The sequence below is a fragment of the Shinella sp. NM-101 genome, assembly GCF_021401195.1.
Taxonomy (GTDB): domain Bacteria; phylum Pseudomonadota; class Alphaproteobacteria; order Rhizobiales; family Rhizobiaceae; genus Shinella.
Genome location: NZ_JACBFT010000013.1, coordinates 67959 through 83302, shown reverse-complemented (window position 1 = coordinate 83302; position 15344 = coordinate 67959). Strand labels below are relative to the sequence as shown.

General features: G+C 60.3%; 16 protein-coding genes and 1 pseudogene. 8 read left to right on the top strand and 9 right to left on the bottom strand.

Annotated features, from left to right (window positions below):
* Positions 1-258 precede the first annotated feature (258 nt).
* From L0976_RS21260 to L0976_RS21250, 3 genes are all read left to right on the top strand, one after another.
* The gene (locus L0976_RS21260) at positions 259-579 is read left to right on the top strand and encodes a DUF736 family protein (RefSeq protein WP_085421452.1); all 321 of its coding nucleotides are present in this window, start codon (positions 259-261) and stop codon (positions 577-579) included.
* A gap of 94 nt (positions 580-673) precedes the next feature.
* The gene (locus L0976_RS21255) at positions 674-1117 is read left to right on the top strand and encodes a DUF3846 domain-containing protein (protein WP_085421451.1); all 444 of its coding nucleotides are present in this window, start codon (positions 674-676) and stop codon (positions 1115-1117) included.
* Positions 1118-1119: 2 nt separating this feature from the next.
* Complete coding sequence (locus L0976_RS21250; RefSeq protein WP_234189193.1) at positions 1120-1359, top strand: hypothetical protein; 240 nt, start codon at positions 1120-1122, stop codon at positions 1357-1359.
* 243 nt (positions 1360-1602) lie between these two features.
* Here L0976_RS21250 and L0976_RS21245 read toward each other — a convergent pair whose 3' ends face one another.
* Genes L0976_RS21245 through traC form a run of 5 tightly spaced genes read right to left on the bottom strand, consistent with a single transcriptional unit; the run spans position 1603 to position 4886 of the window.
* Positions 1603-1944 (bottom strand): WGR domain-containing protein, encoded by a 342-nt coding sequence (locus tag L0976_RS21245; protein ID WP_200814063.1) that lies wholly within the window; start codon positions 1942-1944, stop codon positions 1603-1605.
* A 56-nt stretch (positions 1945-2000) separates the two neighbouring features.
* Positions 2001-2402 (bottom strand): hypothetical protein, encoded by a 402-nt coding sequence (locus tag L0976_RS21240; protein WP_085421448.1) that lies wholly within the window; start codon positions 2400-2402, stop codon positions 2001-2003.
* A 19-nt stretch (positions 2403-2421) separates the two neighbouring features.
* Positions 2422-4383, bottom strand: coding sequence for a Ti-type conjugative transfer system protein TraG (gene traG / locus L0976_RS21235; RefSeq protein WP_234189192.1), 1962 nt, complete (start codon positions 4381-4383; stop codon positions 2422-2424).
* Positions 4370-4585 carry a type IV conjugative transfer system coupling protein TraD gene (gene traD / locus L0976_RS21230; RefSeq protein WP_234189191.1) on the bottom strand — a complete coding sequence of 72 codons (216 nt, stop codon included), beginning with the start codon at positions 4583-4585 and terminating at the stop codon, positions 4370-4372. Before traD ends, traG begins: the two co-directional genes overlap by 14 nt.
* Positions 4586-4589: 4 nt before the next feature.
* The gene (traC, locus tag L0976_RS21225; RefSeq protein ID WP_234189190.1) at positions 4590-4886 is read right to left on the bottom strand and encodes a conjugal transfer protein TraC; all 297 of its coding nucleotides are present in this window, start codon (positions 4884-4886) and stop codon (positions 4590-4592) included.
* A 257-nt stretch (positions 4887-5143) separates the two neighbouring features.
* Here traC and traA point away from each other — a divergent pair, with 257 nt between their 5' ends.
* The 5 genes from traA (at position 5144) to L0976_RS21200 (ending at position 11413) form a co-directional block, all read left to right on the top strand.
* Positions 5144-8446, top strand: coding sequence for a Ti-type conjugative transfer relaxase TraA (gene traA / locus L0976_RS21220; protein WP_234189206.1), 3303 nt, complete (start codon positions 5144-5146; stop codon positions 8444-8446).
* Between the two features lie 17 nt (positions 8447-8463).
* The gene (traF, locus tag L0976_RS21215; RefSeq protein WP_234189189.1) at positions 8464-8973 is read left to right on the top strand and encodes a conjugative transfer signal peptidase TraF; all 510 of its coding nucleotides are present in this window, start codon (positions 8464-8466) and stop codon (positions 8971-8973) included.
* Positions 8894-10141: a conjugal transfer protein TraB gene (locus L0976_RS21210; protein WP_255696117.1), complete on the top strand. Its 1248-nt coding sequence runs from the start codon at positions 8894-8896 to the stop codon at positions 10139-10141. The genes traF and L0976_RS21210 overlap by 80 nt, the downstream gene beginning before the upstream one ends.
* Before the next feature lie 12 nt (positions 10142-10153).
* On the top strand, positions 10154-10783 hold the full coding sequence (locus L0976_RS21205; protein ID WP_234189187.1) for a TraH family protein: 630 nt from the start codon (positions 10154-10156) through the stop codon (positions 10781-10783).
* Positions 10784-11104: 321 nt separating this feature from the next.
* Positions 11105-11413, top strand: a complete 309-nt coding sequence (locus L0976_RS21200) for a transcriptional repressor TraM (protein WP_234189186.1) — start codon at positions 11105-11107, stop codon at positions 11411-11413.
* A gap of 3 nt (positions 11414-11416) precedes the next feature.
* On the opposite strand, the gene traR is transcribed toward L0976_RS21200, so the two are convergent.
* From traR to L0976_RS21180, 4 genes and pseudogenes are all read right to left on the bottom strand, one after another.
* Positions 11417-12121, bottom strand: coding sequence for a transcriptional regulator TraR (gene traR / locus L0976_RS21195; RefSeq protein ID WP_234189185.1), 705 nt, complete (start codon positions 12119-12121; stop codon positions 11417-11419).
* A 373-nt stretch (positions 12122-12494) separates the two neighbouring features.
* A pseudogene (locus tag L0976_RS21190) lies at positions 12495-12704 on the bottom strand (D-amino-acid oxidase); the annotation flags it as partial.
* 44 nt (positions 12705-12748) lie between these two features.
* Positions 12749-14281 carry an amino acid ABC transporter permease/ATP-binding protein gene (locus L0976_RS21185; protein ID WP_234189184.1) on the bottom strand — a complete coding sequence of 511 codons (1533 nt, stop codon included), beginning with the start codon at positions 14279-14281 and terminating at the stop codon, positions 12749-12751.
* Positions 14282-14341: 60 nt separating this feature from the next.
* Complete coding sequence (locus tag L0976_RS21180; protein ID WP_234189183.1) at positions 14342-15154, bottom strand: ABC transporter substrate-binding protein; 813 nt, start codon at positions 15152-15154, stop codon at positions 14342-14344.
* Between the last annotated feature and the right edge of the window lie 190 nt (positions 15155-15344).

Below are 15344 nucleotides of genomic sequence, written 5' to 3'. Positions count from 1 at the left end.
GCCGCCCGGATCAAGAGGCAGGCGCGGCAAGCCGCTTGTCGCGTCGGAATAAAAACGGCTTTCCGCCGTTGGCCGAACCTTCCGTTTTTCCCCCGCCACGACCCCTTGACCCGAACAACCGCCGCCGAGGGGCGGGCTTTCGCCCTCCCCCCTCTGTCCGGGGGAATGTCAGAGGCCATTCCCCCGGAAAGACCGGGGAGGCTTCGCCCGAGGGGGCTTGCCCTTCGGGGTGGCAACAGCAACCAACGGAGACAGACAATGACCGACTACGCAAACTTCATCCGCTTTGGTGAGGACAACACCCTTACCGGCAACATCGCTTCCATCTCCTACGACCTCGATATCACCGGCAAGGAAAACCGCAGCACCAATCCTGATGCGCCTGTCTATCGCCTCTATGGCAAGTCCCCGAGGGGCCGGCAGGTTGAAATCGGTGCGATCTGGCAGAGGAAGAACCAGAGCGGCGGGGACTATTACAGCCTCTCCATCAACACCGGCCACGGCAGGCTCAATGCCAATTTGGGCCGCTACCCCGGCCAGGACGACGAAGACCTGATGGCCGTCATTCCTTGGGATTGAGACATCGGCAGGACGGGGGCGCTGCAGATACGGCAGCGCTCCTCCAAACGCGGCCAAGAGCAAGATCACTTCGCGGGAAGAAGGAGATTATCCAATGACAAATTCATTCACCGGCTACCTTGTCGATGCCAAGGCAGGAACCATTCGTAGCGTGGAAATTGACCGCAACGACATCCTGAAGTCCATTTATGCCCATATCGGCTGCACCTGCATCGATGCCGTGCGGATGGACGATCACCACGCCGCATATTGCGACGACAACGGCCTTGTCGACGGCCTCGAGTGCTTCACGCAACTGGCGGATTTTCCGTCGCCTCTTGCGGGAAACCTGCTGGTGACGGGCGTGAACGAGGAAGGCGACAGCGTATCCCCGACACATTCCATAGATGTCATCGCTGGCCGGTTCATGATTTCTCGAGCCGTCTTCGATCCCGCCTTCGAGCATATCGATAGGCCAGGCCTTATCGGCACTCGTGTCGCGGGCTTCGACATTCGTATTCAGCAAGACCGTCCAAAAATCATCCGCTCGGAGGTCTGAACATGACCGACCGGCAAAAAGAAGTTGAGGTGTACGATACCCCCTCGAACCTCGGCGGCAGCTTCACCGTCTCCATCATCGAGGAAATCGATGAAATGACCGTCAAGGTGCGCGTCTGGTATGGAAGCGCCACCATCAACGGCTGGGAAACGTGGCGGGAATGGGATGGCTCTATGTTCACCACGACACGCGACCGCCTCACGAAGAAGCGCATCATGCCACTTTACTCAAAACGGCCCTAGATCGCGGGGCTGACAGAGAAGGGCCGGAACCGGCCCTTCTCGCAGGCGACTCTGATCAGGAATGCTCTGCGCCAACCTGCCAACGTGATCGGCTGGTTGAAGATGCCGTCCAAATTTGCCGGCTGGAGCCCGCGCCGGGGCATCGAACCCCGGCGCGGGCTTTTGCCGCGCAAAGCGTCAAACCGTCCGATCCATCGGGCCGGTTCATTCATCGGATCGCCGGCGGGCTCCACCTGTTGCCGGTCAGCCAACCATTCTTTGCCCGGAGTTATATTTCGACCCGTATCCGCGCAAGCGCTTCTGCCTCAGAAGGGCGAGAAAGAGTTCGACCGCCTCCTCCTCGCACTGAAAATGATGCGCCAGCTTCTGGCCTCCCGTGCCGATACGTCCCCAACGTCGGGTCAGGCAGGTATCCCCGAACAGCGTAGGCTCGATAGACATGGCATAGTAGCGGGCCATGTTTTTCGAAGCGTCTATTTTCTCGACGTAGAGGTGATAGGGCTGTGCAATCATGGAGGCAGGATCGCGCAGAGGAGCGTCCAGGTCCAACGAGAGATGTGAATCGGTCGACGCCAATTGATTCATGTCGTTGATGGATGGTCGAATGGTCGGCGTTGCCAACCTTAGATCAATCGCCTCAATCAGGACGTAGAGGGTTTTGCTTCTACGATCGCGGTCCCCTCCGTCCTTTCCTGCCTCCTGTGCTTCGTCGGCGTTGAGCGAATCCGGTTGAGGATTGGCGGGAGAAACGCAACGTCCTGCCAGACCACATCGATCTCGAAGAGCGTGTCGCTGTTGCGATTGCGCCAGCGCACCTCCTCCCGCGTGACGAAGGGTGGCGCGATTTCAGCGAGTGCTGCGAGCGGTGCGAACACAAGCACGCAGAACAGACTAACGGTTCTGATAACGACCACGCCAAATGGTGGGAGGATGTCGGCGCTGATGATCGCGCCGGTAGTCAGGAAGGGAGCCGCTATGATGAACGCGACCCAGATCATCAATGGGCCAATAAGCGAATACCAGGTCTTTCTCCAGTGCTGCATGTCCTTCGCTCTCTCCATATTATGGCTGGGATATTGATTTGGCTGCGCGGATCGTCGCAGTTCCGGAGATCGTGCGATGAAACCTGTTCTGCCCGACACACGCCTTCATGTCGTCACGCCGGAACCAGATCGCGCGACCGCATCTGAGCGGCGGATTGCCTGATGTGAAGACGATCTGTTCGTCGCTGCGCATGCGCAGGACCTCGTGCGGCATGATCAGCGGCCGGCGGCTGAGCTGCTTCGAGCGCGAGCGCGACGATCCCTTCATTCCGGTGGAGCGGTTTGTCTGGTCGACCTCGACCGTGGTGTCGCCACAGCGCTTCGAGATGTAGTCCGCCGTGTCCGGGTCATTGATCGCAGCGAACGAAATCCACGACGCGGACTCGAACCATTTGCTGGTCGCGTCACGGCCGCCATAGGCCTCGCGCATCTGGCCGATGGACTGGAAGATCATGGCGAGCGTGATGCCGTATTTCCGGCCGGCGTCGCGGGCCGTTTCAAGGATGCGCAGATAGCCGAGGCGAGCGACCTCATCGAGCAGGAAGAGCGTGCGTCCCTTGATCTCGCCATTACGGTTGTAGATGGCGTTGAGCAGCGAGCCGATGACGACGCGGGCCAGACCAGGATGGGCTTCCAGCACCTTGAGATCGAGCGCGATGAACAGGTCCGCTTCGCCTCCAGCGAGATCGTCGGTCGAGAAACTGTCGCCCGACACGAGCGCCGCATAGTTCGGATAGGAGAGCCAGTGTGTTTCCTTCACGGCATTGGCGTAGACGCCGGAAAACGTCTCCGGCGTCATGTTCACGAAGACTGCTACATTCTCCTTCACGAACTCGGATTCCGACTGCTCGTAAATACGCGTCAGGCGCTCGCGGAGCTTCGGTTCCGGCTCCGAGAGATTTGACCGGACGCGACGCAGCGTCTGGTCTTTCTCGTCCGTATGCCCGGACAGGCAGACGTCGGCGATCAGCGACGTCAGGAGCTGCATGGCGGAAGCCCGGAAGAAGTCGTCGCGGGCCGACGCCGTGCGCGCATTGTCGGTCATGATCCACGTCGCCACCGCGACGATATCCTCTTCCTTCGTGTTGCCGTGGCGGCCGATCCAATCGAGCGCGTTGAAACCGATTGCGGGCGTGGCGGGATCGAGCACGATGACGTTGCGGCCGGCCTTGCGCCGATGATCGATGACCATCGGCGCGACCTCGCTCGACGGGTCGAGCACGACGAGGCCGCCGCCCCATTTGAGCGCGGTCGGGATCGTCACCGATGTCGTCTTGAAGCCTCCCGAACCGGCAAAGACGATCCCATGCGACGAACCGAACGAGCCGTCGAAGCACAACAAGGGAGACCTGCCACCGGCGCCCCAGCTCTGCGACTCACCGGCGCGAAATGGCATCGCCGCCACGCTGTCCTTGTCGACACGGTAACGTTCACCGATCACGATGCCGCCGGCATCGGGAAACAGCCTGGCGGCGTCTCCCATCTTCATCCAGTCGGCCTCGCCGTGCACGGCTCGCTTCCCCGCGATCCGCCGCGGCGCTGCTTTCGCAAAGGCGGCGTTCCCCCTGATCGCGACGCGTAGCGCGAAGATCCCGGTAAGGACGGCTGCGAATGCGCCGAGCATCGCCGACGGATCGGTATAAGCGAAAACCGACCGGCCATGAGGCACCCGATCGGCAAGAGCAAAGAGCCGCCATCCTTCGCGTGCGATCGCCGCGATGCAGACGAGTGAAGCGCCAGCCAGTACGCTCAAACCGGCAGTCTTGATGTTGGCCGCGCCCGCCGTCGCGAACAGGGCAATCACGCCGATCGCTGCCGCCGCCGCGTAGGGTAGGGCAAGGCCGATCCGTCCAAGCATCAGTTTCGCCTGAGGCGACGTTCCGAAACCCGAAAGCCAGGTCTCGATGCCTGATATCGCCAACATGGTGGCGATCATGAAGGCCGCGGGCAGGGTCGCAAGAAGGAGCCTATTCGCCGTCATGACCGAACCCCTCCGCGCCGATGGCCGTCAGGCGCGAGCGCTCGGCTTCATCACTGCGGATGCGCCCGGCGGCATCGATCAGCAGACCGAGCAGCAGCGCCCGTTTTTCGTAGCGCAGGCCGGCCTTCACGATCAGGCCACCCAGCTCGATTTTTTCGCGCGTGTCCTTCTTCCTCGCTTCGCTTGATGTCGTCCGTCGCATCCGTTCAAGCCTCACTAGGCCCGCCCGCATCCGCGCCAGGCGCGAGCGCCGCGGACGGTCCATTGCCGGTCCTGTCGTCGCCGGCATTCTTCTTTCCGGTTGAAGCTCCCTTGCCTCCGCGAAACCGCCCGGCGATGTCCTCGAACGCCGCCTGAAGTGCGGCTTCCTCAATTTCGATTTCGCCGAGACCGGCCTTGAGCGCGATCCGGCCGATGCGCTCCGCCTCGCGTGTCTCGGCTGCTCTCAGCTGATCCTGGAGCCTGGCGATTTCTTCCCTAATCTTCGAAGACGGCTTCTTCATTCCGGTGGCACTCCTTGGCTGTCTTGGCATTGCATGCGCGACGCCAAGACTCCTCCGGATGCGTGCTCAAGGAAATGTGCAGATTTGCACGTCGGCAAGGCCGACACTTTGGAGGATCATCCCGCCGTTCCGAAGGAGCGGTTCCAAGGGCGCAATTATACGTCGCTGATGCGACGCCTTGCGTAGAGGCCCTGGCGAGGGGCCCTGGTTGGCTGCCGCTCCCGACGAACGAGGTTCGAACCGAGAGACTCACCGCCGTGGCCATCGCCCATTTCTCAGCCAGCATCGTCAGCCGCGGCGACGGCCGAAGCGCAGTGCTGTCCGCGGCCTACCGGCACTGCGCGAGGATGGAATACGAGCGCGAGGCCCGCACCATCGATTACACCCGGAAAGAAGGGCTTCTGCACGAGGAATTCCTGCTTCCGGCTGATGCCCCGAGATGGGCGCGGATGCTGATAGCCGATCGCTCGATTACAGGAGCCTCGGAAGCCTTCTGGAACAAGGTCGAGGCCTTCGAGAAGCGCTCCGATGCGCAACTCGCCAAGGACCTGACGATTGCCCTGCCGCTGGAACTCACGCCCGAGCAGAACATCGCGCTGGTGCGGGATTTCGTGGAGCGGCACATCCTGTCGAAGGGCATGGTCGCCGACTGGGTCTACCACGACAATCCCGGCAATCCGCACATCCATCTGATGACGACCCTGCGTCCGCTGACCGAGGACGGTTTCGGCACGAAGAAGGTCCCTGTTCTCGGCGAAGACGGGCAGCCGCTGCGCAACAAGGCCGGCAAGATTGTCTACGAGCTCTGGGCCGGCGGTACGGATGATTTCAATGCCTTTCGTGACGCCTGGTTCGAGCGTCTCAATCATCATCTGGCGCTGAACGGGATCTCGCTGCGCGTCGATGGCCGATCCTACGAGAAGCAGGGCATCGATCTGGAGCCGACCATCCATCTCGGCGTCGGGGCAAAGGCGATCGAGCGGAAGGCGGAGAAGCAGGGCCTTCGGCCGGAGCTGGAACGGATCGAGCTGAACGATGCGCGCCGCGCGGAAAACGCCCGCCGAATCTCAAGCAATCCCGCCATCGTGCTCGACCTGATCACGCGGGAAAAGAGCGTCTTCGATGAGCGAGATGTCGCGAAAGTTCTGCATCGCTATGTCGATGATCCGGCCGTCTTCCAGCAGCTGATGTTGAGCATCATCCTGAACCGGCAAGTTCTCCGACTCCAGCGCGACACGATCGACTTCGCCACCGGCGCGAAGGTGCCGGCGCGCTATTCGACACGGGAGATGATCCGGCTCGAGGCGACGATGGCGCGGCAGGCGATGTGGCTGTCGGGCCGTGAAACCCATGACGTCGATGACAAGGTCCTGGCAGCGACGTTCGCGCGACATGCGCGCCTGTCCGACGAGCAGAAAACGGCGATCGAACGGATTGCCGGTTCCGCGCGGATCGCAGCCGTGGTCGGCCGCGCCGGCGCGGGCAAGACCACCATGATGAAGGCTGCGCGCGAGGCGTGGGAACTCGCCGGATACCGGGTCGTCGGCGGCGCGCTTGCCGGCAAGGCCGCCGAGGGGCTGGAGAAGGAGGCGGGAATTGTCTCCCGCACACTTGCCTCATGGGAGCTGCGCTGGAACCAGGGGCGTGACGCGCTCGACGCCAGGACCGTGTTCGTCATGGACGAGGCCGGCATGGTCGCCTCGAAACAGATGGCGGGCTTCGTCGAAGCCGTCGTCAAGGCCGGCGCGAAGATCGTGCTGGTCGGCGATCCCGAACAACTGCAGCCGATCGAGGCGGGTGCTGCCTTCCGCGCCATCGTCGATCGTATCGGTTATGCCGAGCTCGAGACCATCTACCGCCAACGCGAAGACTGGATGCGGCATGCCTCGCTCGATCTTGCGCGCGGCAACATTGAACAGGGGTTGCTGGCCTATCGCACCCGCGGCCACGTCGTTGGAGAAAACCTGAAATCGGAAGCCGTCGAGAGCCTCATCTCGGCCTGGAACCACGACTATGATCCGGCGAAGTCGATGCTGATGCTGGCGCATCTGCGCCGTGACGTCCGCATGCTGAACATGATGGCGCGCTCAAAGCTGGTCGAGCGCGGTATCGTCGGAGAGGGACACGTCTTCAGGACCGCCGCCGGCACCCGCCAGTTCGCCGCCGGCGACCAAATCGTTTTCCTGAAGAACGAGGGTTCGCTTGGCGTCAAGAACGGCATGATCGGCAGGGTGATCGAGGCCGCGCCGAACCGCATGACCGTGACTGTGGGTGAGGGCTATCAGCGCCGGCAGGTGACGGTCGAGAGCTGCTCGTACAACAATATCGATCACGGTTATGCCACCACGATCCACAAGAGCCAGGGCGCCACCGTCGACCGGGTGAAGGTGCTCGCTTCACTCTCTCTCGATCGCCACCTGACCTATGTCGCGATGACGCGCCATCGCGAGGACCTTCAGGTCTATTTCGGTCGCCGCTCCTTCGAAATGAACGGTGGGCTGGCCAAGATCCTGTCCCGGCGAAACGCCAAGGAAACCACACTCGACTACGAGCGTGGCACGCTCTACCGCGAGGCGCTCCGCTTCGCCGAGAACCGTGGCCTGCACATCGTCCACGTGGCGCGAACGCTGCTGCGCGACCGGTTCGACTGGACGCTAAGCCAGAAAAGCACGCTCACCGATCTCACCAACCGCCTTCGCGCTCTCGGCGAACGCCTCGGCTTGCGGCAATCCCCGCCAACTCAATCAACCAACGAGGCGAAACCCATGGTCGCTGGCATCACCCGGTTCGAGAATTCCGTCGCAGATACGGTCAGCGAGAGGCTCGACGCTGATCCTGCGCTGAAGAAGCAATGGGAGGAGGTTTCGATTCGCTTCCGCTATGTGTTCGCCGATCCCGAAACCGCCTTCCGGGCGATGAACTTCGACTCCGTGCTGGCGGATAAGGACGTGGGGACACAGGTGCTTCAAAAGCTTGAAGCCAAGCCGGCGTCGATCGGTCCGCTCAGGGGCAAGACCGGTATTCTCGCCAGCAAGACGGAACGCGAGGCGCGACGCGTCGCCGAGGTCAATGTGCCCGCATTGAAACGCGACATCGAACGCTATCTGCAGATGCGAGGGAGCGCTGCGCTGCGGCACGAGGCCGAGGAAAGGGCGCTGAGGCAGCGCGTCTCGATCGACATTCCGGCGCTTTCACCTGAGGCACGCACCGTGCTCGAGCGCGTGCGCGATGCGATCGACCGCAACGATCTTCCCGCCGCCCTTGGATATGCGCTGAGCAATCGCGAGACGAAGCTGGAGATCGACGGGTTCAACAAGGCTGTGACTGAGCGGTTCGGCGAGCGCACCCTGCTGACTAATGCCGCACGTGAGCCCTCGGGCAAACTGTTCGACAAGCTCTCCGAGGGAATGCAGCCACAGGAGAAGGAACGCCTGAAGGAAGCTTGGCCAGTCATGCGCACGGCCCAGCAGCTCGCCGCCCATGAGCGTACGACCGAGACCCTGCGGCAGGTCGAGGAATTGCGTCTCGCGCAACGCCAGAGCCCGGTTGTGAAGCAATGAGGCGACGCGGTGCAATCATGCTGTTGAGCACGTCGTTAGTTGCTATCGCGGGCCTCGTCACGGCTGCGGTCGTCGGTGGCTATCGACTGAACCTGACGCCGAGCGAGCCACTCGGGCTCTGGCGCATCGAGAAACTCAATCGTCCGGTCAAGGCTGGGGATCTTGTCTTCATCTGCTCGCCTGCGACTGCACCGTTCGAGGAAGCGCGCCGGCGCGGCTATCTTCGCCGGGGCCTCTGCCCCGGCGGTTTCGCACCACTCATCAAGACTGTCGCCGCACTCCCCGGCCAGCAGGTCGAAATCGGCGATTACATTGTCATCGACGGCCGTTCCCTTGCCGCATCTGTCGTCCGGAAGACGGACGGGGAGGGCAGGACGATCACGCCATATCCTGGTGGCATCGTGCCGCCGGGACATCTGTTTCTCCACTCTCCCTTTGCGAGCTCCTATGACTCACGATACTTCGGGCCGCTCAACGGGAGCGGCCTTCTCGGCCTCGCCCGGCCGGTCATCACCTTCGATCCGTGACCACATTTCTGACCGTTGGCGATCTGCCTTGCTCATCGTCGCATCCGTCGTCTGCGGCTCACTCGGCTGGAGCGGCACTGTGCTCGCCCTTCCAGTTGCGATGCTCTTCCCGGCGCTCTGGGCGTTGTCGCCGTCGCGCATGGTCGCGGCCCTCGTGTCGGCCGGCTATTTCCTGGCGGCCTCGCGCGGTCTGCCGCAGGGCGTCGCCAACTTCTATGCCGCCGATCTCTGGCCCGGCCTTCTGCTTTGGCTGGCGGCCTCGTCCTCCTTCGTTGCCGTGCATGCGGTCGCGTGGACAAGGCATCCGGGAATAGGGAGGGCGGTGCGCTATCTGGTGGCTGCGGCGCTGACGGGGCTGCCGCCCTTCGGCATCACTGGATGGGCGCATCCGCTGACCGCAGCCGGGGTACTGTTTCCCGGGTGGGGATGGTGGGGATTGCTCGCGACTGCAGCCGGCCTGATCACTATCATGACGAGATATCGGCCGGCTGCCGCCATTGGCCTCGGAGGCTTCTGGCTCTGGTCCGCCGCAACGTGGACAGAGCCGAAGCTACCGGAAGGATGGATGGGCGTCGATCTTGAACTGGGCCAGATGCTCGGCCGCGATGCTTCGCTTGAGCATCACCGTGGCCTGATCGCCACAGCGCGCATGTCCGGAAGTAAGGGCGCGCACGCTGTCGTCTTTCCGGAGAGCGCGCTCGGGTTCTGGACGCCGACGGTCGCTCGCCTCTGGCATGAGGGACTGAACGAGCTTGAGGTTACCGTCGTCGCAGGCGCCACCGTCATCGATGGGCAAGGCTACGACAACGTCATGGTGGCGGCTGGTTCCGGCGCCGCCGGCATTCTCTATAAGGAGCGCATGCCGGTTCCGGTTTCCATGTGGCAGCCATGGTTGCGTTGGACAGAGCAGGGCGGCGGCGCCCAAGCGCACCTGTTTGCGAACCCGGTCGTGGAGGTTGGGACAACGAGGATCGCGCCGCTGATCTGCTACGAGCAACTCATCCTCTGGCCGGTGCTGCAGGCGATGTTGCATTCCCCTGACGCCATCGTCGCCACGGGTAACGGCTGGTGGACCGAAGGCACGTCGATCGTTGCTATTCAGAAGGCGAGCGTTACCGCCTGGGCGAAGCTCTTCGACCTGCCCGTCGTCATGGCCTTCAACACATAAGGAGAAACCGGGATGGTCGATGCCGCCCTCATCAAACAATGCGCCGATCCGGGCTTAAAGCCCGCGATTGTCGAACAGTTCATTGAGCGGGCGGGGTCGCAGGATCCGCTCGCCATTACAGTAAGGTCCGGAAACCGCATGGTGCTCGTCCCAAGGCCCGGCACGCCGGACGAGGCAATGAAGCTGATCCGCCAGCATGTCGGGCGCGATATGGTGCGGGTCGGCGTCACCCAATATCCGGCGGGGCTCGGCATCATGGAGGCCGGTGAGCTGAAACAGGACCTGGTCGATCCTTGTGAAAACCTCCGCATGGGCACAGCCCTCTTCGCCAGGGTCTATCGTATCGTCACCAAATGGTACGGAAACCCCACTGAGAAAGAGGCTCTTCCCCACGTGTTCGATGACGCGATCGTCGCCTGGCAGACGGGGTATTTCGAGGGGACGGCGGTGTTTCGGGCGCCGGACCTTGATGAGGTGGAGTTGGCCGCTCCAGACGAGGAGAAGCCTGAGATCGATGCTGACGAGCAGTCAGCAGATTCCGCCGGTGAGGAAGTGAGCGATCCTGTCACGGACCGAGCCCGGAGCGACGATCCGAACAAGGCCGGCATCCGTGTCGATCTTTCAGGAATTGGTGCTGAATGACCTTGATGCTCGCGAAGTTCACCGCGCGACTTACTTAATCATGTGCATGTTTGCACTGGCGAATTCAGCCTCCGCCCTCTATAAGGGCGGTTAGGGCAGTACGCGCTGCCCCGAGGTGTGGAAACCTCTATCTGGCGGTTGGTGCTGGCCGTGACAGCACCAGAATCCTCTGACCGATTGGCCGGGGGCCTGTGACGTATGTCCAGGTGCTCCGGTGCTAAAGGTCGCAGGACTGTCCAGGTACAGTTTCCAACCCCCGGCTTGGGATCAGGGATTAACGTTTGCGGGGGCGCACCGCGGACAAGCCGGAGACTGAAGCGAATGACACCGGACGCGCTACCATCGGAAGATAAACTCGAAATGCGTCCCGTGTACGGGCTGACGCAAGGTCTGCCCAAGGCTGACCTGGAGAGCTTGACGGTGGATGCTATCCGGACCCATCGGCGTCTGGTCGACAATGCAGATCGGCTGTTCCAAGCTCTGCCCGACACCTACAAATCCGGTAAGGAGGCGGGCGGCGCACAGCACCTCACTTACATTCAGGCCTGCATGGAGATGCATGCGCAGATGTATGTGGTGAACACGCTGGTCACCATCCTCGGCTATATCCCAAAAGTGTCGGTGAACTGAGGCTCAGATCAGCTTTCGGCGAATGGCAACGGCGGTCAGGTGCGTAAGGGTGTGCACGTCGAAACGTTTCTTTGTTTCGGCGATCTTGACGCGCACGCTGTTGTACTTGACGCCCTCGAGGTCCGCCGCTTCCTCCATCGTTTTGCCGACAGCGATCCAGCTGAGATAGGCGGCCCCCTTGGGATCAAGACTAATCGGCTCTTCGACACTTGGCGTCGGATCAGCGAGATTGATGCGGGCATGAAGCTGCGCGACCGCGGATGCAGCCTCGACAGGGTCGATCTCGCGGTCGAGGTCGATTGCCGGCCTCTCCGAGGCAAGCGTAAACAACGCGATGGAGCCGTATGCGGCCTTGATGGGCACCGTGATGCCGGAGCGAATTCCGAAATCGGCTGCATGCGCGAAGAACGAGCGTTCCGATTTGGTTAGCCCTAGGTTGTCCTGTTTACCGCTCCAGGTGAAGGCTCGTTTCAGGGACTTGGCGCGTCGAATGACGGGGTCGATCGCAAGATAGCCTCGCCGGAAATAGTCAGATTGCCACTCTTGACGATAGTTCGATATTGCGAGCGAACGCCCTGGCTGGATGTTCAGATAGGCATAGCCTGCAAAACCGATGTGTTCGGTAAAGCTTGCCAGCGCGTTCTTCAATACGCTTTCGTCTCCAGGAATGGCGGCGAGATCGGTCAGCTTGTCCAGCCATTGTCGCATTCGAAATTCCTTGTAGATCGTCAGGTGGAACAGATCATACGATCCTCTTGTGAGTGAATCCAAACTGCAATTTAAAGTTGTATAATCCTTATTATGGAACCTCGCTGGCCGCCCTGCCTCGGCAGAACCAGAGAACCATGCCCAAACGCGACACAAAGCGCTCGGGCCCGAAGGCGGCGAGCATTGGGTGCGATAACGCTCAGCGTTGCGCCGCTGTGGCTGAAGGTAAAATAGTAGCTGGGAAGTGCTTCAAGCGCGCCCATCACCGGTTTCGCACCCGCGAGGAATAGGCCTGCCGCCGCCCCCGATCGAGGCGGCCATAAGCGTTGGATTGCCCTCCCACACCTTGGCGCTTCTGCCAGCACGGCATCCACGTACGATACCGATCAATACCGCCCCTGCGCAGGCAATGATAAGTCTCCGAGCGCATCCGCGCCGGGTTCAACCACGAGAGCGAGCGGCCGGAAGCGCCATTGGCCTGCGGACCGTCATTGAGTATGGTGACGCCTATGCTGCGGCGTGCGAGTTGGACGCCGGTGGAAGCGCCGATGATGACGGCCGAAGAAAGGATGGTGTCAGCCATTGGAATGTGTTTCTATCGATCGAGCATGCGGTTGGCGCCAGTCATCAAATTACTTGCGCAAGAAACTGCCGCAAACGTTCGCTGGCCGGCGCCTCGAATATCTGTGATGGCGCCCCAACTTCGATTATCCGCCCTTCGTCCATGTAGACGACTTGATCTGCGACTTGACGCGCGAAATTCATCTCATGCGTGACGATAACCATCGTCATACCTTTCTCCGCAAGGGAGGCCATGAGGTTGAGAATACCCTTCACGAGTTCGGGATCGAGCGCGCTGGTAACTTCATCGAAAAGCATGACCTCAGGCGCCATGGCTAGGGCTCTCGCGATTGCTACCCGCTGCTGTTGTCCACCGGACAAGTCACGAGGTCGGTGACCCAAGCGATTCTGGAGCCCAACCTCGGTCAGGCGTTCTGCGGCAATCCTCCGTGCCTCTTCGCGAGGCATGCCCTTGACCTTCTCGGGTGCAAGCGCAACATTCTCGAGAGCGGTGTGGTCGGGGAATAAGTTAAAATTTTGAAAAACCATTCCCACGCGCGCCCGCAATTCTTCCGGGCTTATCTGGTGTACATCTATGCCATCGAGCTCAATTACACCCGCGCGGGGTTCGGCTAACCTGTTGAGGCAACGAAGGAGCGTTGACTTCCCGGAGCCGGACGCGCCGATAAGGCACGTTACCGTTCCCGGTTTGATAGTTAAGTTCACATCGCTCAAAGCCCTATAGTCGCCATAGTAGACGTCGAGTCCGCGAATCTCGATTCCCCCACAGCCAGAATACCTCCCAGTAAGATCAGCTGCGGGCACGGTCTCTGAAGCCGCTTTGAACTGCTCTAACTCGACGGCTTCCTGAAGACCGCTTTGGGGCTCATTTGTCGGTTTTCGAAGCCGAAAGCTTGAGTCGATTACATTTACGAGATGCGTTAGCGGGACCGTTATCGCCATGTATATGAAGCCCGCTAGCACCAACGGCGACAAATTCCCCGTGTTGATGGCAAAGTCTTGTCCAATAAGAAAAACCTCTCTTTCTGAAGGCAGCAAGCCGAGAAGGTAAACTAGACTAGAGTCTTTGACGTTGCCGATGAACTGATTGACCAGTGCAGGAAGGACCCGCCGCACACCTTGGGGAACAATGATAAGCCGCATCGCTTGCGAGTGTCTCATACTGAGAGCGCGGCAGGCCTCCATTTGCCCGCGCTCCACGCTGAGGATTCCTGCCCTGAAGATCTCGCCGATGTAGGCTCCGCTGATCAGACTGAGCGCAAGGATTGCTAGAGGATATGGCGACATGCCAAAAACTGGACGGGCAAGCGTCGCAAGTCCTTGTCCCACGATGAGGATTGTCACGATCGCCGGCATTCCACGAAACATATCAGTGTAGATTCGAGCGATATAGCGCGGGAGCTTAAAGGGGGAGACGCCTAGAATAGCGAGTACAATGCCGATGGCAGTCCCGATAAGCGTAGACAAGAAAGACAACAACAACGTATTTTTCAGCCCAACCAAAAGCATTTGGGGAAGTGTCGCGGCCATAGCCTCTAAGTCAAAGAATGTGCGCGTGAAGGTTTCAAACCATCCCATATTCATGGCTCCAGATAAACGGGAAGAGAGGCTCGCTTGCACGCGGGCCTCGGCTTTTCTTTACCTGTTGGGGAGGTATTGCTCGGGCATAGGCACACCGGGGAGCCATTTCTCGTACAGCCGTTGCCAAACGCCTTCAGCCATAGATTCCTTGATTGCCTTGTCAAGCGCGGCTTTTAGAGCGACGTTGCCTTTCTTTATGGCAAAGCCAGCCGGCGCGTCGAAAGAGGAAATATTGATCGTCATTTTGAGCTGAGGATACTGTTTGAGGAAAAGAAGACCTCCTTCGTAATCGAGAAAATAGCCTGAAATGCTACCGTTAACGAGCGCGACGACAGCAGCGTTGTTGCTTGGAAAGCGAACAATCTCACTGTTCTTGAAATTCTTGGCTGCATAAGCTTCCTGAATAGAACCCTGCAGGACGCCGATCCGCTTTCCGGCAAGGTCTTTAGGGGTCTGAATTGACTCATCGGGCGTCATGATCGACATGAACCCGGCCAGATACCCGGTACTAAAATCAACCGTCTTCAAACGTTCAGGGGTCGTCCCGATCGCGGCAAATGCGACATCAAAACGTCCATTCGCGACGGACGGAAGTAGCGCCGTGAAGTCCTGAGCTGTAACAACTACTTGGCCCTCGTCGAAGCCCATCCGCTTTGCCAGATCGTTAAAGTAGTCGATTTCAAAGCCGACGAAGTTTCCTTCACCGTCTATAAAACTGTAGGGCCGGCCGTCGCTGATCGTTCCGACGTGGAGCTTTCCGGGCTCAATCAATCCCAAGGGGTTGTCCTCCGCCCCTGCAGCGGAAACGGCGGCGGAGAAAATTGCGGCAGAAACAATTAGTCCAATTGCCTTTTTCAGTGCATGAATCATATGTTTTCTCTTTCGGTTAAGTTCACCCTCTTACTCACCGAAGGGAGGATTGATACCGGTCTCACTTCGGAAGAGACCGGTATCAATCCTGCATTGTTGATGTTTGTCAAGCCGTCATTTCATGAGAATGATCGGCAAAATTTTCACGTGTTCGAACCATCCTTCACTTGCCGCTCTTTATCGGAGCCAG